The sequence below is a fragment of the Nocardioides sp. L-11A genome (genome assembly GCA_029961745.1).
Classification (GTDB): Bacteria; Actinomycetota; Actinomycetes; order Propionibacteriales; family Nocardioidaceae; genus Nocardioides.
Genome location: CP124680.1, coordinates 3,581,888 through 3,606,075, shown reverse-complemented (window position 1 = coordinate 3,606,075; position 24,188 = coordinate 3,581,888). Strand labels below are relative to the sequence as shown.

Below are 24,188 nucleotides of genomic sequence, written 5' to 3'. Positions count from 1 at the left end.
ACGAGCGACCGGAGTGGAGGAGGCGAGCCTTTCCGCGAGCCGGCGGTGTGGCCGCCAGGGCAACCCGCCCTCTACGCGAGCCAACCGCGGCGCGGCAGCGTGTCAAGCGAAGCGCCGACACGCTCGCGCCATCAAACAGGCGTGCGGACGCGGGCCCGGGCGTTGCGGCGCTTGAGGGCCCGACGCTCGTCCTCGCTCAGGCCTCCCCAGACACCATGATCCTGTCCCGCCTCGAGCGCCCACGCGAGACACTGCTCGCGCACGTCGCAGCGTCGGCACACGGCCTTGGCCTCCTCGATCTGGAGGATCGCCGGGCCGGTGTTGCCGATCGGGAAGAACAGTTCCGGATCCTCGTCGAGGCATGCGGAACGGTGTCGCCAATCCATGGGTGGGGATGCCCTCTTCTTTCGCTACGGGGGTGCCCTCGTTCGGGCACGCATGAAGCCGCAAAAGTGAACGGCTTCACGATCGCTTCGGCAAGGTTTCCAAGGATTGCGCCGCGAATCAAGCAATTCGGGTGGTTCGTTGGGTCACAACCGGATGCTGGACACCGGGAGCGACCGGTCAGGACCTAGGCTGCGCCCGTGACCGAAGGCCCCACCGACCACCCGACCGACCGCTCCTCCGGTGCCGGCGGGACCACGCCGCCGCCGCTGACCGTGGCCGCCTCGCTGGCCGGCGTGCAGGGACTGGTGCTGCTCATGCTGGCCGTGCTGGAGCTGGCCAGCGTCACCGACAGCCGTCCGGGGGTCGCGGTGTCGACGGCCGTCTTCTTCGGTGCGTACGGCGCCGTGCTCACCGCCGCCGCGCTGGCCCTGTGGCGCCGGCACGGCTGGGCGCGCGGGCCGGTGCTGATCACACAGCTGATCGTGCTCGGGCTCGCCTGGAACCTGCGCGAGCAGATCCTGATCGCGGTCGGCCTGGCCGCCCTCGGCCTCGTGGTGATCGCCGCCGTGATCCACCCCGCCACCATCGCGGCCCTCGACGGCAGCACGGAGCACCCCGACGACTCCGGTGACCCGGACGGCCCCGACGGGTCCGGCCGCCCGGGTGGCGGGTCCTAGCGGTGCGTCTCGGAGATGGCTCAGCCGTCCGCGCGTCCCGAGCACGCACCTCGCCGCGTCGGCGACGCTCGGAAGACGACCCGGTATGCCGTCGCGCCGCCGCCTTGCGATGCACGCACTCGGAACACGCCTACGGGCAGGCCAGCTCCGAGCCACACCACTAGCTCTCCGACTCCAGGGAGTCGCGCAGCTGGGTCAGGGTGCGGCTGAGCAGCCGCGAGACGTGCATCTGGGAGACGCCGATCTCCTCGGCGATCTGCGACTGGGTCATGTTCTTGAAGAACCGCAGCAGCAGGATCTTCTTCTCCCGCGGTGGCAGGTTCTCGAGCAGCGGCTTGACCGACTCGCGGATCTCGACGTGCTCGAGACCGGCGTCGTCGACGCCCATCGCATCGAGCATGCTCTGGCCGCTGCCGCCGTCGGAGTCGTCGTCGGTGGCGTCGAGGGAGAGCGTGGAGTAGGCGTTGCTCGACTCCATCCCCTCGATGATCTCCTCGACGGTGCAGCCGATCGCCTCGGCGAGCTCGCGCGGCGTGGGGGAGCGGCCCAGCGACTGGGTCAGCTCGGCGGTGCTCGCGCTGATCTGCATGCGCAGCTCCTGGAGCCGCCGCGGCACCCGGATCGCCCAGCCCTTGTCGCGGAAGTAGCGCTTGATCTCGCCGATGATCGTCGGCGTCGCGTACGTCGAGAACTCGACGCCGCGCTCGGTGTCGAACCGGTCGACGGACTTGATCAGGCCGATCGTGCCGACCTGGACGAGGTCCTCGTAGGGCTCGCCCCGGTTGCGGAACCGGCGGGCGCAGTGCTCGACGAGGGGCAGGTGCAGGTGGACGAGGGACTCGCGTGCCACGTCGCGCTCGGTCGCCGAGGCGTGCTCGTCGCGGAACACCACGAAGAGCTCCGCGCTGCGGCGGCGGGTCACCTCGATGTTCGTCGGCGCCCCGCTCTCGGCGCCGTCCCGAGACAGGTCGGTGGTCATGACGCCAGCGAGGACCGAACGACCAGGCGGACGGTGTAGCGCCCGGCGACGGAGTCGATCGCGGCCTCGTCGGCGAGGGTCGCGAGGACCTGCCAGCCGAAGCTCTCGTAGTCCGGTGCGGTGGGCGCCAGGGCGTCGGCGGCGATGGTGAGGGCCAGCCGGTCGGCGCCGATCCGGAAACTGCAGTCGAGCACCGCGCCGGGATCGGCCTCGTCGAGGACCATCGCCGCGGCCTCGGAGACCGCGATCCGCAGGTCCTCGATGTCGTCGATGGTGAAGTCGAGGCGGGCGGCGAGCCCGGCGGTCAGGGTCCGCAGGACGGAGGCGTAGGCGCCGTCGGCGGGGAGCCGGAGCTCGACCTCGTCCGGGCGGCCGGCCGCCGTCGTACCTCCGACAGCTGGGCTGCTCGTCTCGGACATGCCGCATCCTCCGGTGGCGTGGGAAACAGGTGGGATGAGCCTACGACAACGGCCGCGCCCCGAGGGGCACGGCCGTTGTCGTGACGGATCCGGTGGCGACCGTCAGTTGCGCAGGTCGCCGAGACCGAGCAGGTCGAGCAGCCCGAGCGAGTCGAGCAGGTCGAGCACGCCCTCGAGGCCCAGCGACTTGAGCAGGAAGCCCAGGCCCAGGCTGTCGAGCAGGTCCCCGACGTAGTCGAGCAGGTTGTCGCTGTCCGGCGGCCTGATCGGCAGCGGGGCGGCGTTGCCGGCCTGGCAGGCGGCGTACAGTGCCGTGGTGCCGCTGACGGCCTTGGCGGCGCCGGCGCGCAGCACCTTGGTGTTGCGGAGCTTCCGCTTGACCTTGTTCAGCTTCTTCTCGAGCTTGGCGACCCGGTGGGTCGCGTGCGCCTTCTTGGCCTTCTTGATCTTCTTCTTCAGCTTGATGACCTTGGCCTTGAGCTTCTGGACCTTGATCTGCGCCGCGGAGCGGGTCTGGGTCGCGACGTCGACCGCCTTCGCCTGGACGAGGCAGTCCACCGCACGCTCGGCGGTGGCGGCCGGCGCGGCGGCGGCAGGAGCTGCCGAGGCGATCGGAGCAGCGCTCAGCGTGAGGCCGAGAGCGACCGCGACGCCGAGGATCAACTTGAGCAGGGCACGATTCATGCCAGTTTTCTCCCTCAGGGTGTGCCGGTGTCGCTATCCCCCCATGGCGACGGCCGGTGATGGCGCCGGGCGCATCCGAGGCCCGGCTCGGAGGTCACCTTAAGGCATGGCCGTGGCCCCGACGGCCCAGAGGGCCCGGGACGTTGGTCCCGAGCCCTCTGGTCGCGTGCTGGTCAGTCGGCTGCGATCAGCAGACGAGCGGCAGCGGGAGGATGGAGCACAGCGGGTTGCTGCCACCGGTCGGCAGCTCGGGCAGTCCCGGCAGGCTGGGCAGGCCGGGGAGGCTGGGCAGGCCGCCGGCCAGGGCGCCCAGGAGCGTGTCCAGGAGACCCCAGACCGGGTCCAACACGGTGACCAGCTCGGTGAGGCCGAGGTTGGTCAGCGTCGCCTTGAGGACGTCGACCAGGCCGGCCGGGTTGGTGAGGCCGGTCTTCAGCGCGTCGCACAGGCCCTTGGCCTGCGCCGGGAACTGCGCGCAGATCTGGTCGAAGGTCGTCGTCAGCGGGTCGACCAGGCTGGTGATGGTGCTGCACAGCGGCTGGAGCTGCGGGACGGCGTCGCACAGCGCCTGGATCGGCAGTTGCGGGGTCGAGGGAGCGGGCGGAGGCGTGACGCCGGGGTTCTTGCAGGAGTAGTAGGCGCCATAGGCGGCGTTGTACTGGCTGACGTACGCGTCGCGGACGGCGATGCCGGACTTCTTCGCCTTCTTGGCCTTCTTGACCTTCTTCTTGAGCTTCTTGATCTTCTTCGCCGGCGCGTCGTGCTTCTTGGCCTTCTTGAGCTTCTTCTTGAGCTTCTTGACCTTGGCGTCCGCGGCGGCGGCGTAGGCGTTGGCCGCCTGGTAGTTGTTGTAGGCCTTGGTGAGGTTCTGGCCCTGGGTCGGGCAGTCGTTCGCCAGGACCCGCTGGGCGGGGGCCTGGGCCGGGGCCGGTGCGGCCGAGGCGACGGGCGCCGCCGCGAGCGTGAGGCCGAGCGCGACGGCCATGCCGACGAGGATCTTGCTAAGGGCGCGATACATCGCGGGATGTCTCCCTCCGGTTGGATCGGGCCGTCGTCCTGGTTCCCTCCCGGACGACGTCCCGATGTGGCCCGGACCCGCTGGCCCGGTTCCCGAGGAGGCTAGGTCACATCACCCCTGCGCGGGACCCGGAAAGCCGAACCGCACGCCCGAAATGGACGTGCGGTTCGCGATGCCTGGGCGGCGTGGCCCGAAGGGACTAGTCCGTTCGGGTCAGGCCTTCTTGGTGGCCCAGAAGATCTCGGCGATCTCGTCGATCTTGGCGAGGAGCTCGTCGGCCTTGGCCAGGTCGAGGGTGCCCTTGGTGCCGGTGGCGCCGGCGAGCTTGGTGGCCTCGTTGACCAGGGTGTGGAGCTGGGGGTGGGCCTCGAAGTGCGGGGGCTTGAAGTAGTCGGTCCACAGCACCCAGAGGTGGTGCTTGACGAGCTCGGAGCGCTGCTCCTTGATCAGGATGGCGCGGGTGCGGAAGTCGGGGTCGTCGCTGTCGAGGGCCTTGGCGATGACGGCCTTGACGGACTCGGCCTCGATCCGGGCCTGGGCGGGGTCGTAGACGCCGCAGGGCAGGTCGCAGTGGGCGGAGACCTCGACGGTCGGGGCGACGAAGCGGGTCGTGAGACGGGAGAACATGTCGGTCCTCTCTGTTGTTTCGGCGGATGGTCCAGCAGATGGGTACGTGCTGCCTGCGACACTACTCGTCATGGCCGACGCGGTGGCGGGAGGGAGGCGTCCCGGTAGGGCACGCCGTCGGCTCGGCTTCGCCGTGGTGCGCGGTGACTCGATGCTCCCGACGCTGCGGCCCGCCGACCGGCTCCTCGTCGTGTACGGCGCCCGCGTGCGGCCCGGTCGCGTCGTCGTGGCCCGGTTCGCCGACGGCACGCTCGTGGTCAAGCGGGCGATCGAGCGCCGGGGGAGCGGCTGGTGGCTGCGCGGCGACAATCCGGAGGTGGGCGTGGACTCGCGGCATCGCGGGCCGGTCCCGGACGACGCCGTCCTGGGCGTGGTCCGGGCGCGGGTGTGGCCGCGGCCCCGGACATGGGGCCGGTTCGCGGATGTGAAAGGATGAATGACCGTGGCTGACGTTCTTTCCCCCCACCCGCGCGCGGGTGAGCCGGTCTTCGATCTGCACCTCGGCGGGAAGATGGCGACCGTACCCACGGCCGACGTCGGCACCCGCGACCAGCTCTCCCTCGCCTACACCCCCGGCGTCGCGGAGGTGTGCGAGGCGATCGCCGCCGATCCCGGCCTGACCCGGCACTACACCTGGGTGCCCAACACGGTCGCGATCGTCACCGACGGCACCGCCGTCCTCGGCCTCGGCGACATCGGCCCGGCCGCCGCGATGCCGGTCATGGAGGGCAAGGCCGTCCTGTTCAAGCAGTTCGGCGGCGTCGACGGCATCCCGATCTGCCTGGCGACCACCGACGTCGAGGAGATCATCGAGACGGTGGTCCGGCTCGCGCCGAGCTTCGGCGGCATCAACCTCGAGGACATCTCCGCGCCGCGCTGCTTCGAGATCGAGGACCGGCTCAAGGAGGCCCTCGACATCCCGGTCTTCCACGACGACCAGCACGGCACCGCCGTGGTGACCCTCGCCGCGCTCGTCAACGCGCTCAAGCTCACCGGCCGCACCGCCGAGTCGACCCGCGTGGTCATCTCCGGCGCGGGCGCCGCCGGGGTGGCGATCGCGAAGATCCTGCTCGCGGCCGGCATCAGGGACATCGCGGTCACCGACCGCAAGGGCGTCGTCAGCTCCGACCGCACGGACCTGACCGCGTCGAAGAAGGCCCTCGCCGAGCTCACCGCCGACCAGTGCGGCCGCCGCGGCACCCTCGCCGAGGCGTTCGACGGCGCGGACGTCTACATCGGCGTCTCCGGCGGCACCGTGCCCGAGGAGGTCGTCGCCACCATGGCCGACGACGCGATCATCTTCGCGATGGCCAACCCGAACCCGGAGGTGCACCCCGACGTGGCGCACCGCCACGCCCGGGTCGTCGCGACCGGTCGCTCGGACTTCCCCAACCAGATCAACAACGTGCTGGCCTTCCCGGGCATCTTCCGGGGCGCGTTCGACGTCCACGCCAGCGCCATCACCGAGGGCATGAAGGTGGCCGCCGCCGACGCGCTCGCCGCGCTGGTCGGCGACGACCTGTCCGAGGACCTGGTCATCCCGTCGCCGTTCGACCCCCGGGTCGGTCCGGCGGTCGCCGCCGCGGTCGCGGAGGCCGCCCGTCGGGACGGCGTCGCGCGGATCTGATCCACCCTCCGAACGGGGTGCCCGGGCGCGGACTCGGATCGCTAGGGTCGGTGACGTGCTTGCCGTCTACGCCGACTCCTTCGCCAGTTCCGCCGACGACCCGCTGACCGGCCTCGTGATCGGGGAGCGACCCGACCCCGTCGCCCCCGACGGGTGGACCACGGTCACCGTCAAGGCGGCCTCGCTCAACCACCACGACCTGTGGTCGCTGCGCGGTGTCGGTCTCAAGGCCGAGGCGCTGCCGATGATCCTCGGCTGCGACGCCGCGGGGTACGACGAGGACGGCAACGAGGTCGTGGTCCACGCCGTGATCTCCGACCCGGACTGGACCGGCGACGAGACGCTCGACCCCCGGCGGTCGCTGCTGTCGGAGCGCCACCAGGGCACGCTGGCCGAGCGGGTCGTCGTCCCGCGGCGCAACGTGGTGCCCAAGCCGGCCTCGCTGTCGTTCGAGGAGGCCGCGTGCCTCCCGACGGCCTGGCTCACGGCGTACCGGATGCTCTTCACGCAGGGCGGGCTGACGGCCGGCGACACCGTGCTGGTGCAGGGCTCCGGCGGGGGTGTCGCGACCGCGCTCATCGCGCTGGCCCGCGCCGGCGGGCTGCGGGTGCTCGCCACCAGCCGTGACGAGGCGAAGCGCGCGAAGGCGCTCGAGCTCGGCGCGCACGAGGTGTTCGAGTCCGGTGCGCGGCTGCCCGTGAAGGTCGACGCCGTGATGGAGACGGTCGGGCGCGCGACCTGGTCGCACTCGATCCGAGCCCTGCGTCCCGGCGGCCGGATCGTCATCTCCGGCACCACGTCGGGCCCGAACCTCGACGACGCCGAGCTGACCCGGATCTTCTTCCTGCAGTTGAGCGTCGTCGGCTCCACGATGGGCACCCGGGGCGAGCTGGCCGCGCTGGTCAACCTGCTGCACAGCACCGGCGTGCGGCCCGTCATCGACCGGGTGCTGCCGATGACCGAGGCCCGTGACGGGTTCGCCGCCATGGCGGCCGGCGACGTCTTCGGCAAGGTCGTCTTCCGCGCCTGACCGTGCGAGCGCGTCGCAGATCGTGGGCGGCGATTCCGGCCGTTTAACCATTGGCGGGAATGACTGTCGGTGCTGGACGATTGACTCCTGTCAGCGCCCCGACGGGCGGGCCGATGAATTTTCCTGGTTCGCGATGTCGATTCGGTGACGGCTGGTTCGTCGTACCTGTGAAGCGACGGTCAGCCCGAGCCATGCGGCGTCACGGGGTCGGCCACCGCCAGACCCTGCCACCAACCGATAGGACCTGTCATGACTGCGCCCTCCGCAGCCGGACCCGCTCAGACCGGCGACACGCCTGCGTTCGAGCAGGAGTTCACGAGCGCCTCGGCGACCCCGGGCCGGACTCCCCTCGTCATCAAGCTGCTGGTCGCGGCGACCTTCGTCGTGATCCTGAACGAGACGATCATGGTCAACGCCATCCCGCGGCTGATGACCGAGTTCGCGATCACCTCGACGACCGCCCAGTGGGCGCTGACCGTGTTCATGCTGACGATGGCCGCCGTGATCCCGGTCACCGGCTGGTTCCTCCAGCGGGTGAGCACCCGGACGGCGTACGCCACGGCGATGACGACCTTCAGCGTCGGCACCCTGATCGCCGCCGTCGCCCCGTCCTTCGAGATCCTCCTCGTCGGCCGGGTCGTCCAGGCCGGTGGCACCGCGGTGATGATGCCGCTGCTGATGACCACCCTGATGACCGTGGTGTCCGCCGAGGACCGGGGCCGCGTGATGGGCCAGGTCACGCTGGCCATGTCGTGTGCGCCGGCGCTCGGCCCGGCCGTGTCCGGCATCCTGCTCGACCTGGGCTCGTGGCGGCTGATCTTCGTCACGGTGCTCCCGATCGCCGTGCTGGTCGGCTTCTTCGGCTTCCGCCAGCTCGAGAACGTCGGCGAGACGACCCGCAGCCCGATCAGCTGGCTGAGCGTCGTGCTCGCGGGTGGTGGCTTCAGCCTGTTCGTCTACGGCCTCAGCAAGGTCGGCAACGCCGCGTGGAGCGAGCCGACGCTGCTGATCGGCTCCGGCGTGGTGCTGATCGTGCTGTTCGCCGTGCTGCAGGTCCGCCTCCAGCGCTCCGAGCGCCCGCTGCTCGACCTGCGTACCCTGCTGCACCGCAACTACGCGGTGTCGCTGGTGCTGATGGCGGCCGGCTTCATGGCGTTCCTCGGCTCGATGATCCTGCTGCCGCTCTACCTCCAGGACCTGCGCGGTCTGACCGAGCTGCAGACCGGCCTGCTGGTCATGCCCGGTGGTCTTGCCATGGGCCTGCTCGGCCCGCAGGTCGGCAAGGTCTACGACCGGATCGGCGCCCGGCCGCTCGTCATCCCGGGCTCGGTCGCCATGGTGGCGCTGCTGTTCGGTCTGAGCCGGATCGGCGCCGAGACGCCGTACGCCGTCATCCTGGCGCTGCACATCGCGCTGATGGTCAGCCTGGCGCTGGTCTTCACGCCGGTCTTCACCATCGGCCTGGGCGACCTGCCGCCGCACCTCTACTCGCATGGCAGCTCGCTGCTCGGCACGCTGCAGCAGGTCGCCGGCGCGATCGGCACCGCGCTCCTGGTCGTCATCATGACCAACCGCACCGACCACCTCGCCGAGGCGGGCAAGCACCCGGTCGACGCGTTCATGGGCGGCCTGCAGTGGGCGTTCGCCGCGGGTGCCGTGATCGGCGTCGTGGTGGTCGCGATGGCGCTGCTGCTGCCCGCCAAGGCCGATGCTCCCGAGGGCGTGCACGCCGGTCACTGATCGCTGGGTGCAGGAATCGCCGGTCGACCGGCGATTCCTGCACTTGTCGGGCGTTGCAGCGCCCGACAAGTGACAGTTCCGCCCGTCCAGTGTGACGGGTGGGGCGCGGGGTGCTACCGAGCGTCGAGGAAGGCGTCGAGCAGCGGCCAGCTGAGCTCGGCGGCCCGCGGCCCGGCGACCAGGCCGAGGTGGCTGAGGCCGTCCGCGGCGGCATACCGAGCTCCGGGGACGACCTCCACGCCCGCCCGCACCGCCGGACCGTCGGCGATGTTGTCGCTCGCGCTGCCCACGAACAGCACTCGGGTGCGCACGTCCGCGAGCCGGATCGCGCGCTTGCGGCTGAGCCGCACGGTGCCGGACGCCAGCTCGTTGCGCACCATCAGCCGGGTGTGGATCTGGTGGTACGCCCGCCCGGGGTAGCCCGGCATCTCGCCGATGAACCCATCGACGGCGCTGGTGCGCGCGAGCGTCTCGACGTCGAGGATGTTCTTCGCCAGGTGCACGGCCTTGGTCAGCTCGCGCCGTGGCGCCATGGCGCGGTAGCTGGCCCGCACCAGGTGACGCGGCACTCCGCCCAGGGCGGCGGTCGGTGCCGTGACGGCGCGGGTGCCGAGCACCCGGTCGGCGACGACCAGGGGCTGGATGGCCGGGATCTTCGTGTAGTCGACCGGCGTGCCCAGCGCGGTCAGCGAGGCGACCGGCAGGTCCGGGTGGGCGGCGGCGGTGAGCAGGCTCATCGTCCCGCCCAGCGACCAGCCGACGAGGTCGACGCCGTCGGCCCGGTCGCCGCCGGCGGCGTGGTCGGCGAGCACCGCGCGGATCGCGGTCGGGAGGATGTCGTCGACCCAGGCCTCGAAGCCCATGCCACGGTCGGCGAAGGTGATCCGTCCGTAGTCGACGAGGTACGTCGCGCGGCCGGCCTCCAGCAGGTGGGCGGCGAGGCTCTGCCCGGGGCGCAGGTCGAAGCAGCGCGCCGACACCGCGAGCGGCGGGACGAGCAGGACCGGGCGCCCGGCCCGCGCCGACGTGGTCCGGTCGTAGCGGACCAGCCGCCGGTGCGGGGCGGCGGAGAGGACGCTGGCCGGCAGGCCGTCGTACTGCTCGATGCCGTCGCCGAGGGGCGAGATCGCCCAGGCGTTGCGGGCGGCGGTGCTCAGGAGGTCTGCTGCGATCGGCACCGCGACATGGTGGCCGCCGGGACGGCCGGCCGTCCACCGAACGTGACGAGGCCGACGTTCAGGAGGTCCGCGAGCGCCAGTTGCGCGCGCCGACCAGCAGCATCCGGATCTGGGCCCGGGCGTCGTCGGCGACCCGCTGCTCGGCCGCGGAGCCCGGGGAGGTGCCGAGGAGGCGCTCGGCGGTGATCACCATCGCGCCCACGATGAGGCCGGAGAGCACCTCGAGGTCGCGCTCGGTCCAGGCGGCGGTGCCGGGCAGGTGGGCGAGATCGGTGGCCAGCTCGCGCTCGGCGAGCTCGATGCCGCGGGCGATCGCGTCGCGTACCCCCGCCGGGCCCGCGAACCGCTCGCGGGCGATGAAGCCGTAGTGCGCGTGGTCCTGGCGCACCTGCTCGACGAGCACGCCCACCGAGCCGTCGATCATGGTCGCGGCGTCCTCGCCGGCGGTACGGCGCAGCTCGCGCAGCAGCGCCCGCAGCGTGTCGAGGGACTCCTCCACGAGGGCCAGACCGAGATCCTCGATCGAGGGGAAGTGCCGGTAGAACGCCGTGGGCACGATGCCGACCTGCTTGGCGACCTGCCGCAGGGACAGCGCGACCAGGGCGGAGTCCGCCGACAGCGTGAGCGCCGCGTCGAGGATGGCGCGGCGGGTCCGCTCCTTCTGCTCGACACGGGTCTGGGACATGGCGTCAGTCTACGTGGGTGAACATGTGTGCACTGTCACGCGGTCGGATCGTTGACCCCGGAGGAGCGTGCGGGCGAGAGTTTGAGAGTACGGATGTACACTCAAACTCGCCCACCGAAGGAGGCGTGATGTCTGCACTCATCTCCCCGCCGGTCTCCGGCGGCCCCGGTCCCGTGGTCGGGCGGCTCCTGCGCTCGCGGCTCGCCGCGGCGCTGGCCACCCCGCACGGCGTCGACCGCTACCTCGAGCGGTTCAACCCGATGTGGACCGCGCACGAGGTGCGCGCCCGCGTCGTGTCCGTGCACCGCGAGACCTCCGGCGACACCGCGACCGGCTCGGCGCCCGTCGCCACCCTGACCCTCCAGCCGACCAGCACCTGGCGCGGTCACCGCGCCGGCCAGCACGTGCTCGTCGGCGTCGAGCTGCCCGGCTCGGCCAAGCGGCACACCCGGGCGTTCTCCATCTCCTCGGCCGCCTCGGCGCCGGGGGAGCGGTTCACGCTCACGATCCGCGCCCACGACGAGGGCCAGGTGTCGTCGTACCTGGTCCGCGAGGCGCAGCCCGGCACCCTGCTCCACCTCAGCCAGGCCCAGGGCGAGTTCACCCTCGTCGAGAGTCCCGCCACCCCGACCATCAGCCGGCTGCTGTTCATCACCGGCGGCTCGGGCATCACCCCGGCCATGTCGATGGTGCGTACCCTCCTCCGTGACGGGTACGACGGCCACGCCGGGCGCCGGGTGACCTTCCTGCACTTCGCGCGCAGCCCCGAGGACCAGATCTTCGCCGACGAGCTCGCCGAGATCGCGGCCGCCGACAACGGCGTCGACGTCCACCTGCGCCACGGCGACCAGCAGTTCAGCGAGTTCGAGCTGCGCCGCCTGGTGCCCGACTACCGCGACACCGACACCTGGCTCTGCGGCCCGGCCGGCCTGGTCGAGCTGGTCAAGGGCGCCTACGCCGACGCCGCGGGCGAGCTCTCGCCGCGGTTGCGGATGGAGTTCTTCAAGCCCGCCGTCGCCCGGGCTGCCTCGCCCGGCGAGGTGATCGAGGGCGAGGTGTCCTTCACCCGCTCCGGAGCGTCGACCGCCGCCACCGGCGCCAGCCTGCTGGAACAGGCCGAGGAGCTGGGCCTGGAGCCGGAGTTCGGCTGCCGGATGGGCATCTGCTTCTCCTGCACCGCCACCTTGACCGCCGGCACCGTCCGCAACGTCCTCACCGGCGAGGAGTCCTCCCTGTCGGACGAGGAGATCCGCATCTGCGTCACCGCCGCCGCCGGCGACTGCCACATCGACCTCTGAGGAGATCCCATGAGCACCGACACCCTGAGCCCCCTGGCCGACGAGAAGTACCACGGCCTCACCGCCGAGCAGATCGACCGGCTCGGCACCGAGCTCGACGCCCTGCGCCAGCGCATCATCGCCGACCTCGGCGAGGCCGACGCGGCGTACCTCCGCAAGGTCGTCACCACCCAGCGCACGATGGAGATCGCCGGCCGCGCACTGTTCTACCTGCCCGTCATCGGCTGGCTGCCCGCGGTCGCCTGCCTGAGCGTGTCGAAGATCCTCGACAACATGGAGATCGGGCACAACGTCATGCACGGGCAGTACGACTTCCTGGGCGACCCGGCGTTCAACTCCCGGATGTTCGACTGGGACACCGTCTGCCCCGGCGAGCAGTGGAAGTACTCCCACAACTACATCCACCACACGTTCACGAACATCGTGGGCAAGGACCGCGACGTGGGCTACGGCATCCTGCGGATGGACCCGGATCAGAAGTGGCACCCCTACTACCTCGGCAACCCGCTCTACGCGTTCCTGCTGATGACGTTCTTCGAGTGGGGTGTCGCGCTGCACGACCTCGAGGTCGAGAACATCGTCTCGGGCAAGCGCAAGCTCGCCGACAACAAGCCGCTCTACCCGGGCCTGATGCGCAAAATCCGGCGCCAGGCGCTCAAGGACTACGTGCTCTTCCCGGCCCTGACCGGTCCGCTGTTCCCGCTGACGTTCCTGGGCAATGCCACCGCCAACCTGGTGCGCAACGTGTGGGCGTTCAACATCATCTTCTGCGGTCACTTCCCGGCCGGCGTCGCGTCGTTCTCCGAGGAGGAGACCGCGAACGAGACCCGCGGCCAGTGGTACCTGCGCCAGATGCTCGGCTCCGCCAACATCAGGGGCAGCAAGCTGATGCACCTGATGAGCGGCAACCTCTCGCACCAGATCGAGCACCACCTGTTCCCGGACCTGCCGGCCCGGCGCTACCCGGAGATGGCGGTCGAGGTGCAGGAGATCTGCGAGCGCTACGGCCTGCCCTACAACACCGGCCGCCTGCGCCAGCAGCTGTTCAGCGTGTTCAAGAAGATCGTCCGCTACTCCTTCCCCGGCGGGCAGGCGAAGGCGGCGCCGGTGCGCGGCCCCGAGGCCGTGATCGAGGACTCGTTGGCAGCCTGACGGTGCTCGGGGGAGACTGGCCGACATGAGCGACGGACGGGACCACCTGACCAGGGGCGAGATCACCAAGGACGCGCTCCAGGCCGGCGCCGAGGCCGCAGCCCAGGCCGTCGGCGAGGTCGCGACCATCGTGACCCGCGCCGTCGGCGAGGTCGCGGCGGCCGTCGGTGGGTTCGCCACCGAGATCTTCGAGATCAAGGACGCCTCGCGCCGTGCCCTCGCCGAGCATGGCGGCGATGCTGCGTCAGCACTCGGCGAGCGCGACGCTGACGCCCCTTAAGCGCCCCGATTGGGCACAAACCGCACGTCCCGGGCCCGAAATGTCGCGGTTTGGTCCCAAACCGCAACGCCCGGCGTTCCACTCAGTCGAACGCGAGCCGGAAGCCGGCCATCCGGAACGAGCCGAGCTGTCGCGCCTCCCGCATGAACCCGAGCGGCCCGTCGGCGGCGAAGCTCCACCGGCCCCGGCACGGCAGCGCCTTCGCGTTGCCCTTCATGACCACGTGGGCGGTCTCCGGGTGCTCGGGGATGCCGGGCTGCTCGACCCGGCCGGTGAAGGGCACCCGGAGCGCGGCGCGGGACACATCGGTGAAGGACGCCTCCACGATCGGTCGCCGCTCGACGGTCGCCGTCCAGTCCGTCGAGGTGACCGGCCCGCGGAAGGAGGTGTCGAGGTCGAAGTCGCACAGCTCCTTGGGGATCGCCCACAGGGCACGGCCGCCGGCCTGCGACGCTGGAGAGTCGACCCAGATGTCGGTGATCGTCACGGCGCCCTTGCCGGCGCTGTCCTTGGTCGTCCGGGCGAGCAGCAGCTCGTGGTAGGTCAGCGGGCTCGGCTCCTCGTAGGAGACCAGCGCGACGCCGTACGTCCCGGCCGGATGGTGGGCGTCGACGGCGCGGCCGAGACGGAACACGGACAGCCACAGGGAGCCGTGCATGTGCCACGGGGCAGGGGGATAGGGATTCACTTGTCGTCCTCCAGGAACAGCTGGGCGGTGTGCTCGATCTCGGCCTCCATGGCGGCCGGCAGCGCGTCGGTCAGCTCGTCGGCCATCGGGCTCTCCTCGTGCGGGCCGAGTCCGGCGGCAGCCTTCTCGACCGCCGCGCCCACGTCGATGATCGTCGCCTGGCGGACGTAGGGCTTCTCGAGCTCCTTGGCGACGTACTTCGCCACGAAGCGGCGCAACTCGCCCTCGACGTTGGCCGCCTTGCTGGTGAGCGAGGCGCGCAGGCCCTGGGCCTTGAGGCGGACGACGACCTGGGCTGCGCGTGGGGGCGTCACGTCGAGCAGGATCGCCAGGTCGGCGCGGCCGTGGGCGGTGATCGTCAGCGGCACGGTGATGTCGGCGTCGAAGTTCTGCTTGTCCATGCCGAGGTCGATGCTGAACTTCAAGGTGACCGGCAGGTCGACGTGGAAGGTCACCGGGTCGGCGCCGGTCCGCTCGCCGGTGGCGGTGCCGATGGTGCCGGTCGCGGTGACCTTGGCGATCCGGCCCGGGCCCACGCCCAGCGGGCCGACGTCGATCGGGCGCCCGGCGAGCACGTTGACGCCGCTCAGCACCCGTTCGGCGGTCACGGCGGTCGCGAAGAAGCGCTCGCCCCAGGCCGCGTAGTCGATCAGCTCCTTGCTCACCCGGGTGAGACTAGATGATTGATTCCAAGGGATCGTGCAAGCGAGCGGCGCTCAGCGCGTGCGATGACAAGGCGCCGGCGTGAGGGCGTACCGGGTGTACGTCGAGCGTCGGCAACGCCGTCAGCGTGCGGGTTGAGCGTCGCGGAGCGTGCGAGACCTTGGAATCACTCAGCTAGTGGGTACGCCGCCCCTGCGGGCCGGTCGCCAGTCCGCGGGTCACCAGGTCGAGGGTGCGGGCGATGGCCGTCTCCCGCTCCGCCTCGCCCAGGTCGGACAGCGGGCCGTCGGTGAGCAGCATCGCGAGCCCGTGCACCGCGGCCCAGGGCCCGGCTTCGGCGTCGGGGCGGTCGTCGGGCGCGAGGTAGCCGACCGCGACCAGCTCGTCGAGCATCTCGCCCAGCAGCAGGTACGGCGCCGGCTGGCCCATGCCGGCGTCGTCGCCGCGCAGGCCGCCGGTGAAGCAGGTGCGGAACACCCCGGGCTCCTCGATCGCGAACCGGATGTAGCCGCGGCCGGTGGAGCGGAGCCGCTCCAGGGCGCGGTCGACCGGGTCGCCGTCGGTCGGGACCCGGGCCAGGTAGCCGGCCATCGCCGCGACCATGCCGTCCATCGCGAGCGAGCGGGCGGCCTCGAGCAGCTCGGCCTGGTTCTCGAAGTGCCGGTAGGCGGCGGTGGGAGTGACGCCGACCTCGCGGGCAGCGCCGCGAATGGTGACCGCGTCCGGCCCTCCGGTCGCGGCGAGCTCCGCAGCCGCCCGGGCCAGCGCGTTGCGCAGGTCGCCGTGGTGGTAGCTCCGCCTGCCGCCGGTCGAGGTGCTCACGAAGAACATGTTGACACCTGTACACATTCATGCCAAGTTAACGCACGTAAAGTTTACGGCCGTACACATTGGAGGGCGCGATGTTCAGCTGGATCGGTGGACTGGTGACGAGGCGGGCCCGCACGGTGCTCGCGCTCGGTCTGCTGGGGGTGGTCGTCGCCGCGGTCGTCGGCGTCGGTGCCTTCGGCAAGCTGCAGGCGGCCGGCTTCGACGACCCGGCCTCGGAGAGCAGCCGCGCCGCGGCATTGCTCGAGGACCGGTTCTCCGGCGGGTCCGACTACGTGTTCGTCGTCGAGGCCGCGGACGGCGACGTCGACTCGACCGTCTCGGCCGGGGCCGGCGCCGCGCTCACCGAGCGACTCCGCGCGGACCCGGACCTGGCCGATGTGGCGTCGTACTTCGACGACCGGGCGGGCCCGATGCGCTCGACCGACGGCCGGTACGCCCTGCTCACCGCCTCCGTCGCGCCGGGCGAGGAGGCCGACCCCGGCACCGTCCTCGACGGGTACGCCGGCGCGGACGGCCCGCTCACGGTCGACGTCGGCGGCGGCGAGATCGTCGGCGAGGAGATCGGCGCCCAGATCGGGAAGGACCTCGCTCTGGCGGAGAGCATCGCGATCCCGCTCATCCTCGTGCTCCTGGTCCTCGCCTTCGGCAATGTGGTGGGCGCGCTGGTCACCCTCGGAGTCGGCGTCGCGGCGATCTTCGGCACCTTCGCCGAGCTCTCGATCCTCGGCTCGGCCACGGACGTCTCGATCTACGCCGTCAACCTCACCACCGGGCTCGGCCTCGGACTCGCCGTCGACTACGGGCTGTTGATGGTGGCCCGGGTGCGTGAGGAGAGAGCGGCCGGACGCGCCCACCAGGACGCCGTACGCCGGGCGGTCGAGACGGCCGGCCGGACCATCGCCTTCAGCGCGACCACGGTCGCGGTGGCGCTCGCCGCGCTCCTGGTGTTCCCCATGTACTTCCTGCGCTCGTTCGCCTACGCCGGCATCGGCGTCATGCTGATCACCGCCTTCGCTGCGGTCGTGGTGCTCCCCGCCGGGCTCAGCCTGCTCGGCGACCGGGTCGACGCGTGGCGAGTGCCGCGGGTGCGGGGGATCCGCGGCGAGGAGGCGCCCGCGTGGGCCCGGCTGGCCCGGTTCGTGGCCCGGCGCCCGCTGCTCAGCGCGCTGCCGGTGCTCGCGGGTCTGCTCGTGATGTCGGTCCCGCTCGCCGGCATCGAGCTCGGTACGCCGGACGACCGGGTGCTGCCCGCCAGCGCGTCGAGCCGGCAGGCCGGTGACGTGCTCCGCTCCGCCTTCGCCGGGGACGGCACCCATCCGATCCAGGTGGTGTCGACCTCCGCCGTGCCCGAGGCCGACCTCGCGTCGTACGCGGCGACGCTGGGGGAGCTGCCCGGCGTGGTCCGGGTCGACACCCGCGCCGGGCGCGACGCGGACCTCGTCGCGGTGGTGAGCGATCTCGACCCGATGTCCGCCGCCGCCCGCGAGCTGGTCGACGAGGTCCGGGCGGTGCCGGCGCCGGCCGGGGCCGACGCCCTGGTGGGCGGTGCCAGCGCGGAACTGCACGACCAGATGACCGGGATCGGTGACCGGCTGCCGCTCGTGGCGGGCTGGCTGGTGCTGACGACGCTGGTGATCCTCTTCCTGTTCACCGGCAGCGTGGTCCAGCCGCTGCGTGCCCTCGTGCTCAATGCCGTCGGTCTCGGCGCGACCCTGGGGGCGATGGTCTGGGTGTTCCAGGAGGGCCACCTGTCCGGCCTGCTCGGCTTCACGCCCCAGCCGATGGACAGCTCGATGATGGTGCTGCTGTTCTGCGTCGCCTTCGGCCTGTCGATGGACTACGAGGTGTTCGTGATGAGCCGGATCAAGGAGATGCGCGACCGCGGGATGTCCAACGACGAGGCACTGGTCCACGGCCTGGCCCACACCGGCCGGATCGTGAGCACCGCGGCGGCGCTGATCGCGATCAGCTTCTTCGCCTTCCTGGTGAGCTCGGTCAGCTTCATCCAGTTCTTCGGGCTCGGCACCGGGCTGGCCATCCTCATCGACGCCACGCTGATCCGCGGCGTACTGCTGCCGGCCAGCCTCCGGCTGCTGGGGGAGGGGTCCTGGTGGGCGCCGCGGCCGCTGCGGGCGCTCCACCGCCGGTTCGGGCTCTCCGAGGCGGCTCACGACCCGGTGCCGGTCGGCTGACGGTGGGCTGGGGGGCGACCCGGCGTGCGGATTCACCACGGGATGTAGGGGAAGCCGCGGTTCTGTAGCGGAGTTCCACTACAGATGTGCGGGCTCGTCTACATCCCGTGGTGAATCCGCCCCGGCCCGCCCCTCAGTCCTCGGGGTCGTCGAGGCGAGCCAGCCAGGTGGCGAACCGCTCGACGGCGACCTCGAACTCCGGATGGGTGTCGACGAACTCCTGGAGCCGCTCGCCGAGCCAGGCCAGGGTGACCTCCTCGTCGCCCCGGCGCTGCTCGAGCTCCTCGATCCCGCGGTCGGTGAAGTACATCGGCCCGCCGATCAGGCGAAGGCCTCGCCGATGAGGACCTTCGCCTCCTCGAGATGGCGCTTGGCGGTGCCGACCGCGGTGGTGGACGACGCCGGCCGGGTGACCGGCTGGATCGCGCGACCCAGCTGCGGGACGACGTTCAGGTAGAACGACGGCCACGGGCCCTGGTTGTAGGGCTCGTCCTGGACCCACTTGACGGTGGCGTTCGGGTACTTGTCGAGCTCGGCCCGCACGGCCTCGGTCGGCCACGGGTAGAGCTGCTCGACCCGCAGGATCGCCACGTCGTCGCGCTCGGACTTCTGCCGCTCGGCCATGAGGTCCCAGGTGAGCCGGCCGGAGACCAGCAGCACGGTCGTCACCTTGGCGGGGTCGGCCGTCGCGTCGCCGATCACCGGGCGGAACTCGCCGGAGGTGAAGTCGGCCGGCTGGGAGGCGGCGTCCTTGCGCCTGAGCATCTGCTTCGGCGTGAAGACGATCAGCGGCTTGTGCTCGTCGCCGAGGGAGTGCTGGCGCAGGAGGTGGAAGTACGACGCCGGCGTGGACGGCTGCGCGACGACCATCGAGTCCTCGGCGCACAGCGTGAGGAACCGCTCGATGCGGGCCGAGGAGTGGTCGGCGCCCTGGCCCTCGTAGCCGTGCGGCAGCAGCAGCACGACGCCGGAGTCCTGGCCCCACTTGGTCTTGCCGGCCGAGATGTACTCGTCGATGACCGACTGGGCGCCGTTGACGAAGTCGCCGAACTGCGCCTCCCAGAGCACCAGCGCCTCGGGGCGCGCGACGGAGTAGCCGTACTCGAACCCGAGCGCGGCGTACTCCGAGAGCAGGCTGTCGTAGACGAAGAACTTCGCCTGGTCCTCGGTCAGGTTGGCCAGCGGGGTCCACTCGTCGGCGTTGACCCGGTCGATCATCGTCGCGAACCGCTGCACGAACGTGCCGCGGCGCGAGTCCTGGCCGGCCAGGCGGACCGGACGGCCCTCCATGAGCAGCGAGCCGAACGCGAGCATCTCGCCGGTGGCCCAGTCGATCGGGCCGTCGGTGATCGCGCCGGCGCGTCGCTGGAGCTGGGGCATCACCTTGGGGTGCACCGTGAAGCCGGTGGGCGGGCTGACGTAGGCGTCCGCGATCCGCTTGAGGACCTCCGGTGTCACCGACGTCTGGGTCTCGCCGACGGGCTTGTCCGGGTAGTCGGGGACGGTGGTCCACTCCTTGGGCGCGGTCGTGGCCTCGCGGACCTCGGTGAAGACCCGCTCCAGCTGCTGCTGGTAGTCGCGCAGGACCTGCTCGGCCTCCTCGATCGTGATGTCGCCACGACCGATGAGGGACTCGGTGTAGAGCTTGCGCACCGAGCGCTTCTGCTCGATCAGGTCGTACATGAGCGGCTGGGTGAACGACGGGTCGTCGCCCTCGTTGTGGCCGCGACGGCGGTAGCAGACGAGGTCGATGACGACGTCGCTGTTGAACGCCTGGCGGTACTCGAAGGCCAGCCGCGCGACGCGGATGCACGCCTCGGGGTCGTCGCCGTTGACGTGGAAGATCGGCGCCTGGACCATCCGCGCCACGTCGGTGGCGTAGAGGGTCGAGCGCGACGAGCCGGGGGAGGTGGTGAACCCGACCTGGTTGTTGATCACCACGTGGATCGTGCCGCCGGTGCGGTAGCCGCGCAGCTGCGAGAGGTTGAGGGTCTCGGCCACGACGCCCTGGCCGGCGAACGCGGCGTCGCCGTGGATGAGCAGCGGCAGGACCGGGAACTCGGTGCCCCGGTCGAGGACGTCCTGCTTGGCGCGGGCGATGCCCTCCAGGACGGGGTCGACCGTCTCGAGGTGGGACGGGTTCGCCGCGACGGAGACCGCGATGGTCTCGCCGGTGCCGGCGACGAACTCGCCCTCGGCGCCGAGGTGGTACTTCACGTCGCCGGAGCCCTGGACCGTGCGCGGGTCGATATTGCCCTCGAACTCGCGGAAGATCTGGTTGTAGGACTTGCCGACGATATTGGCCAGCACGTTGAGCCGGCCGCGGTGCGCCATGCCGATCGCGACCTCGACCAGCCCGGCCTGGGCCGCCGCCTCCGCGATCTCGTCGACCACCGGTACGGCGGTCTCGCCGCCCTCCAGCGAGAACCGCTTCTGGCCGACGAACTTGGTCTGCAGGAAGGTCTCGAAGGCCTCGGCCTGGTTGAGCTTGAGCAGGATCCGCAACTGCTCCTCACGGGGCGGCTTGGTGTGCGGCTGCTCGACCCGCTCCTGGATCCAACGGCGCTGCTCCGGGTCCATGATGTGCATGTACTCGATGCCGGTCGTGCGGCAGTACGAGTCGCGCAGGATCCCGAGGATGTGGCGCAGCTTGAGGAAGCGGCGGTCGCCGCCGCCGAACGACCCGGTCGGGAACTCCCGGTCGAGGTCCCACAGGGTGAGCCCGTGGGACTCGATGCGCAGGTCGGGGTGGCTGCGCTGCTTGTACTCGAGGGGGTCGGTGTCGGCCATCAGGTGGCCGCGCACGCGGTAGGCGTGGATCAGCTCGAGGATCCGGGCCTGCTTGTCGATCTCGTCGTCGTGGGAGGTCGCGACGTCGGCGTTCCACCGGATCGGCTCGTAGGGGATCCGCAGGGCACGGAAGATCTCGTCGTAGAAGCCGTCCTGGCCCAGCAGGTACTTGTGCACCTGACCGAGGAACTCGCCCGACTGCGCACCCTGGATGACCCGGTGGTCATAGGTCGACGTCATGGTCATGATCCGGGAGATCGCGTTGCGGGCGATGGTCTCCTCGGAGGCGCCCTGGAACTCGGGCGGGTAGTCCATCGAGCCGACGCCGATGATCGCCGCCTGGCCCTGCATCAGCCGGGGCACCGAGTTGTTGGTGCCGAGGCCACCGACGTTGGTCAGGCTGACCGTCGTACCGGAGTAGTCCTCCATGGTCAGCTTGTTGTCCTTGGCCTTGCGCACGATCTCCTCGTACGCCGTCCAGAACTGCGCGAAGTCCATCGACTCGCACGCCTTGATGCTGGGCGCGACCAGCTGGCGGGTGCCGTCCTTCTTCTGCTGGTCGATCGCCAGGCCCAGGTTGATGTGGGCCGGCGTCACCATCGTGGGCTTGCCGTCGATCTCGTCGTAGGTGTTGTTCATCGCCGGCAGCGCCTTGATCGCCTTGACGATGGCGTAGCCGATGATGTGGGTGAAGGACACCTTGCCGCCGCGGGCGCGCTTGAGGTGGCTGTTGATGACGATGCGGTTGTCCCACAGCAGCTTGACCGGCATGTTGCGCACCGAGGTCGCCGTGGGGACCGCCAGCGAGATGTCCATATTCTTCGCGGTCGCGGCCGGGATGCCGCGCAGCACGGTCAGGGTCGGCTCGTCGCTCGCCGTGACCGGCGCCGGGCGCGGCGCGTCCTTCGGGGTCGGCGCGGGCGAATCGGCCTTCGGCGGCGTCGGCGTGGTGGAGGAGGCGGGGCTCACCTGCGGGGCGGGGGTGGCCTTCGGGGTCGGCGTGGCGGCCGGGGCGGCGGGCGCGGGGGTCGCCGGAGCCGGAGCGGCGGCGGGGGTGGCGGCCGTCGTACCGTTGCCCCCCTTGAAGTACGTCGCCCAGGCGGGATCGACGCTGGTGGGGTCGGTCTCGAACCGCTCCTTCATCTCCTCCACGAGCCACTCGTTGGCTCCGAAGTCCGCAGGAACGGGAGATCCGGTGGACTGGTCTGACGACTGCGTCACGACGTGCTTCGCCTCTTCCGATGAGCTGGACGCACTCGCCGCCGATAGCGAGTGGCTGTCGACCGCCAAGGCTAGTCCCATGCCGAAGCAAATACCGACCCGTGGGCACCGTTTGCGGCAGGGTGTTGCGCAACAGACATCCGGGCGCCGTCGGGGAGCGCCGAAGAACGGGGGCGACAGACGTGCGGACACGACCAGGACGGGGCCGGCAGCGGGGCCGGAAGGGGGTCGTCGCGGCGGCTCTCGTCGCGGTCGTCGGGCTCGCCCTCGCCGGCTGCTCGGGCGACGGTGACGGCACCGACGGCGGGGCCGGCGGAGGTGGCGGGTCCGAGGGCGAGCAGGCGGTCGAGACCGACGCGACGCTCGGCAAGGTCCGCGGCGACCTCGACGACGCACAGGCCGCCGACGCGCTCGCGGCGGTGACCGAGGTGGTGGACGGCTGGATCGACGGCGGGTACGCCGGCGACTACCCGCGCAGCACCTTCGACGACGCGTTCGGGGCGTTCACCGAGGACGCCCGGGAGCTGGCCCTCGCCCAGCCCGCGGTGATGAGCAACGCCGAGGTCGGCGGCGAGCTGGAGGGGGCCGAGGTGACCCAGCGCTCGGTGAGCGTCGACCTGCTGGGCGTCCGAGGCAAGCCGGCGGGTGCGACCGCGCACGTCGTCCTCACCGTCGAGTTGGCGGGCGGTGTCGATCGATCCGACCAGGTCACCGGACGGCTGCTGCTCACGCCGGGCAAGGACGGCTGGCGGGTGTTCGGCTTCGACGTGAGCCGTGGCGAGGAAGGAGCCTGAGATGCGTGCGATCCTGCGACTGGTGGTGCTCGGCGTGGTGCTGGGCCTGACCGCGCTCCTGGTGCCCGACAGCACCCCGGCGCCGACCCGCTTCACCCTCGTGAAGGTCGACCGCGCCGCCGGCGTCGACGTCGACCCCGACGTGCTGTGGATCCTCGGCGTCGGCTCCGACGCGCGCCCGGGGGAGGACCCGGAGCGCACCCGCGGCGACGCCCTCCAGATGGTCGGCATCGACACCCGCACCGGCGCGGCGACCGCCGTCGGCATCCCGCGCGACAGCTGGGTCCCGATCCCCGGGGTCGGCTCCAACCGGGTCAACGCGGCGCTCTACTACGGCGGTCCGCAGTTGCTCGGCGAGACCGTCGGCAACCTGCTCGGCGTCCAGCCCGACTACGTCATGCTCGCGCCCTTCAGTGCCCTCGCCAACCTGATCAGCGGCATCGGCGGCATCACGGTCGACAACCCGCGCGCCTTCGCCGACCAGTACCTCCACCCTGAGGGCTGGCCCGCCGGCAAGGTCCGGATCAACGGCATGAAGGCCGTCGAGTTCGCCCGGGTCCGCAAGGCGCTGCCGCGCGGCGACTTCGACCGCTCCGCCAACCAGCAGCTCGTGCTGCGGGGCATCCAGCAGAAGATCGCCCGCAAGGCCGACCAGCCGGGCTGGATCGAGAAGCAGGTGCTCTCGGTCCTCAAGCACCTGCGGACGCACGACGTCTCGCCGAAGGATCTGTTCCGCATCGCCCAGGCGATCGCCCAGGTCGACCCGGCCAAGATCACCACCTGCGTGCTCCAGGGCAGCATCGGCAATGTCGGCGGCGCCAGCGTCGTGCTGCCCAACACCGGCGACGCGAAGAGGTACGGCGACGAGGCCCGCGACGACGCCACCATCGAGCGCTGCTGAGCTTTCTGCGCGAGCGTGTCGCAGACCGGGCTCGCCGCACGGACCTCGCTGATCTGTCTTGCGCGAGCGTGTCGCAGACCGGGCTCGCCGCACGGACCTCGCTTCGCTCGGCCCGCGGGCGTCGCCCGGTGCGGCTTCGCCGCCGTGCGCCACGCTGCCGCGCCCGCGGTCGGGTTGGGTAGGTGGTTGGGTTCGCGTGGCGGCAAGGGCCGCTCGGCCCGCGGGCGTCGCCCGGTGCGGCTGCGCCGCCGTGCGCCACGCTGCCGCGCTCGCGGTCGGGTCGGTCGGTGGCGGGGTTCGCGTGGCGGCGAGACCGCTCACCGGCGC

24 protein-coding genes are annotated in these 24,188 nt (G+C 71.3%); 11 read left to right on the top strand and 13 right to left on the bottom strand.

Annotation, left to right across the window (positions count from 1 at the left end; genetic code table 11):
• Window positions 1-131: 131 nt before the first annotated feature.
• Window positions 132-386, bottom strand: a complete 255-nt coding sequence (locus tag QJ852_17350) for a WhiB family transcriptional regulator (GenBank protein WGX94919.1) — start codon at window positions 384-386, stop codon at window positions 132-134.
• Between the two features lie 198 nt (window positions 387-584).
• Here QJ852_17350 and QJ852_17345 point away from each other — a divergent pair, with 198 nt between their 5' ends.
• Complete coding sequence (locus QJ852_17345; protein WGX94918.1) at window positions 585-1,064, top strand: hypothetical protein; 480 nt, start codon at window positions 585-587, stop codon at window positions 1,062-1,064.
• A gap of 160 nt (window positions 1,065-1,224) precedes the next feature.
• Here the strand turns inward: QJ852_17345 and QJ852_17340 are convergent, their stop codons facing one another.
• The 5 genes from QJ852_17340 to sodN form a co-directional block, all read right to left on the bottom strand.
• Window positions 1,225-2,043, bottom strand: coding sequence for an RNA polymerase sigma factor SigF (locus tag QJ852_17340; GenBank protein ID WGX94917.1), 819 nt, complete (start codon window positions 2,041-2,043; stop codon window positions 1,225-1,227).
• Complete coding sequence (locus tag QJ852_17335; GenBank protein WGX94916.1) at window positions 2,040-2,462, bottom strand: anti-sigma factor; 423 nt, start codon at window positions 2,460-2,462, stop codon at window positions 2,040-2,042. Before QJ852_17335 ends, QJ852_17340 begins: the two co-directional genes overlap by 4 nt.
• A 102-nt stretch (window positions 2,463-2,564) precedes the next feature.
• Complete coding sequence (locus QJ852_17330; GenBank protein WGX94915.1) at window positions 2,565-3,146, bottom strand: hypothetical protein; 582 nt, start codon at window positions 3,144-3,146, stop codon at window positions 2,565-2,567.
• 187 nt (window positions 3,147-3,333) lie between these two features.
• On the bottom strand, window positions 3,334-4,164 hold the full coding sequence (locus QJ852_17325) for a hypothetical protein (protein WGX94914.1): 831 nt from the start codon (window positions 4,162-4,164) through the stop codon (window positions 3,334-3,336).
• Between the two features lie 213 nt (window positions 4,165-4,377).
• A complete protein-coding gene (gene sodN / locus QJ852_17320; GenBank protein WGX94913.1) occupies window positions 4,378-4,791 on the bottom strand; it encodes a superoxide dismutase, Ni in 414 nt (137 codons plus the stop codon).
• A gap of 70 nt (window positions 4,792-4,861) precedes the next feature.
• Here sodN and sodX point away from each other — a divergent pair, with 70 nt between their 5' ends.
• The 4 genes from sodX (at window position 4,862) to QJ852_17300 (ending at window position 9,188) form a co-directional block, all read left to right on the top strand.
• Entirely contained in the window at window positions 4,862-5,227 is a 366-nt protein-coding gene (sodX, locus tag QJ852_17315; GenBank protein WGX94912.1) for a nickel-type superoxide dismutase maturation protease, read from the top strand.
• Window positions 5,228-6,418: an NADP-dependent malic enzyme gene (locus QJ852_17310; GenBank protein WGX94911.1), complete on the top strand. Its 1,191-nt coding sequence runs from the start codon at window positions 5,228-5,230 to the stop codon at window positions 6,416-6,418. It begins immediately after the preceding gene.
• Between the two features lie 55 nt (window positions 6,419-6,473).
• Complete coding sequence (locus tag QJ852_17305; protein ID WGX94910.1) at window positions 6,474-7,448, top strand: zinc-binding dehydrogenase; 975 nt, start codon at window positions 6,474-6,476, stop codon at window positions 7,446-7,448.
• 249 nt (window positions 7,449-7,697) lie between these two features.
• Complete coding sequence (locus QJ852_17300) at window positions 7,698-9,188, top strand: MDR family MFS transporter (protein ID WGX94909.1); 1,491 nt, start codon at window positions 7,698-7,700, stop codon at window positions 9,186-9,188.
• A 113-nt stretch (window positions 9,189-9,301) separates the two neighbouring features.
• On the opposite strand, the gene QJ852_17295 is transcribed toward QJ852_17300, so the two are convergent.
• Together QJ852_17295 and QJ852_17290 are read right to left on the bottom strand one after the other, a co-directional pair.
• Window positions 9,302-10,366, bottom strand: coding sequence for an alpha/beta hydrolase (locus QJ852_17295; protein WGX94908.1), 1,065 nt, complete (start codon window positions 10,364-10,366; stop codon window positions 9,302-9,304).
• A 58-nt stretch (window positions 10,367-10,424) separates the two neighbouring features.
• Window positions 10,425-11,051, bottom strand: coding sequence for a TetR family transcriptional regulator (locus tag QJ852_17290; protein WGX94907.1), 627 nt, complete (start codon window positions 11,049-11,051; stop codon window positions 10,425-10,427).
• Window positions 11,052-11,179: 128 nt separating this feature from the next.
• Here QJ852_17290 and QJ852_17285 point away from each other — a divergent pair, with 128 nt between their 5' ends.
• Genes QJ852_17285 through QJ852_17275 form a run of 3 tightly spaced genes read left to right on the top strand, consistent with a single transcriptional unit; the run spans window position 11,180 to window position 13,781 of the window.
• On the top strand, window positions 11,180-12,349 hold the full coding sequence (locus QJ852_17285; protein WGX94906.1) for a ferredoxin reductase: 1,170 nt from the start codon (window positions 11,180-11,182) through the stop codon (window positions 12,347-12,349).
• A gap of 9 nt (window positions 12,350-12,358) precedes the next feature.
• A complete protein-coding gene (locus QJ852_17280) occupies window positions 12,359-13,501 on the top strand; it encodes an acyl-CoA desaturase (GenBank protein ID WGX94905.1) in 1,143 nt (380 codons plus the stop codon).
• A gap of 25 nt (window positions 13,502-13,526) precedes the next feature.
• On the top strand, window positions 13,527-13,781 hold the full coding sequence (locus tag QJ852_17275) for a hypothetical protein (GenBank protein WGX94904.1): 255 nt from the start codon (window positions 13,527-13,529) through the stop codon (window positions 13,779-13,781).
• Between the two features lie 82 nt (window positions 13,782-13,863).
• Here QJ852_17275 and QJ852_17270 read toward each other — a convergent pair whose 3' ends face one another.
• The 3 genes from QJ852_17270 to QJ852_17260 form a co-directional block, all read right to left on the bottom strand.
• A complete protein-coding gene (locus QJ852_17270; protein ID WGX94903.1) occupies window positions 13,864-14,469 on the bottom strand; it encodes an acetoacetate decarboxylase family protein in 606 nt (201 codons plus the stop codon).
• Complete coding sequence (locus QJ852_17265) at window positions 14,466-15,134, bottom strand: hypothetical protein (GenBank protein ID WGX94902.1); 669 nt, start codon at window positions 15,132-15,134, stop codon at window positions 14,466-14,468. Before QJ852_17265 ends, QJ852_17270 begins: the two co-directional genes overlap by 4 nt.
• Window positions 15,135-15,306: 172 nt before the next feature.
• On the bottom strand, window positions 15,307-15,954 hold the full coding sequence (locus QJ852_17260; protein WGX94901.1) for a TetR/AcrR family transcriptional regulator: 648 nt from the start codon (window positions 15,952-15,954) through the stop codon (window positions 15,307-15,309).
• Window positions 15,955-16,034: 80 nt separating this feature from the next.
• On the opposite strand from QJ852_17260, the gene QJ852_17255 reads away from it, so the two are divergent.
• The gene (locus QJ852_17255) at window positions 16,035-18,155 is read left to right on the top strand and encodes an MMPL family transporter (protein ID WGX94900.1); all 2,121 of its coding nucleotides are present in this window, start codon (window positions 16,035-16,037) and stop codon (window positions 18,153-18,155) included.
• 133 nt (window positions 18,156-18,288) lie between these two features.
• On the opposite strand, the gene QJ852_17250 is transcribed toward QJ852_17255, so the two are convergent.
• Together QJ852_17250 and QJ852_17245 are read right to left on the bottom strand one after the other, a co-directional pair.
• Window positions 18,289-18,465, bottom strand: a complete 177-nt coding sequence (locus QJ852_17250) for a DUF6104 family protein (protein WGX94899.1) — start codon at window positions 18,463-18,465, stop codon at window positions 18,289-18,291.
• Between the two features lie 11 nt (window positions 18,466-18,476).
• Window positions 18,477-22,166 (bottom strand): multifunctional oxoglutarate decarboxylase/oxoglutarate dehydrogenase thiamine pyrophosphate-binding subunit/dihydrolipoyllysine-residue succinyltransferase subunit, encoded by a 3,690-nt coding sequence (locus QJ852_17245; GenBank protein WGX94898.1) that lies wholly within the window; start codon window positions 22,164-22,166, stop codon window positions 18,477-18,479.
• Between the two features lie 182 nt (window positions 22,167-22,348).
• On the opposite strand from QJ852_17245, the gene QJ852_17240 reads away from it, so the two are divergent.
• Window positions 22,349-22,960 (top strand): hypothetical protein, encoded by a 612-nt coding sequence (locus QJ852_17240; protein ID WGX94897.1) that lies wholly within the window; start codon window positions 22,349-22,351, stop codon window positions 22,958-22,960.
• Between the two features lies 1 nt (window position 22,961).
• A complete protein-coding gene (locus QJ852_17235) occupies window positions 22,962-23,861 on the top strand; it encodes an LCP family protein (protein WGX94896.1) in 900 nt (299 codons plus the stop codon).
• Window positions 23,862-24,188: the final 327 nt, after the last annotated feature.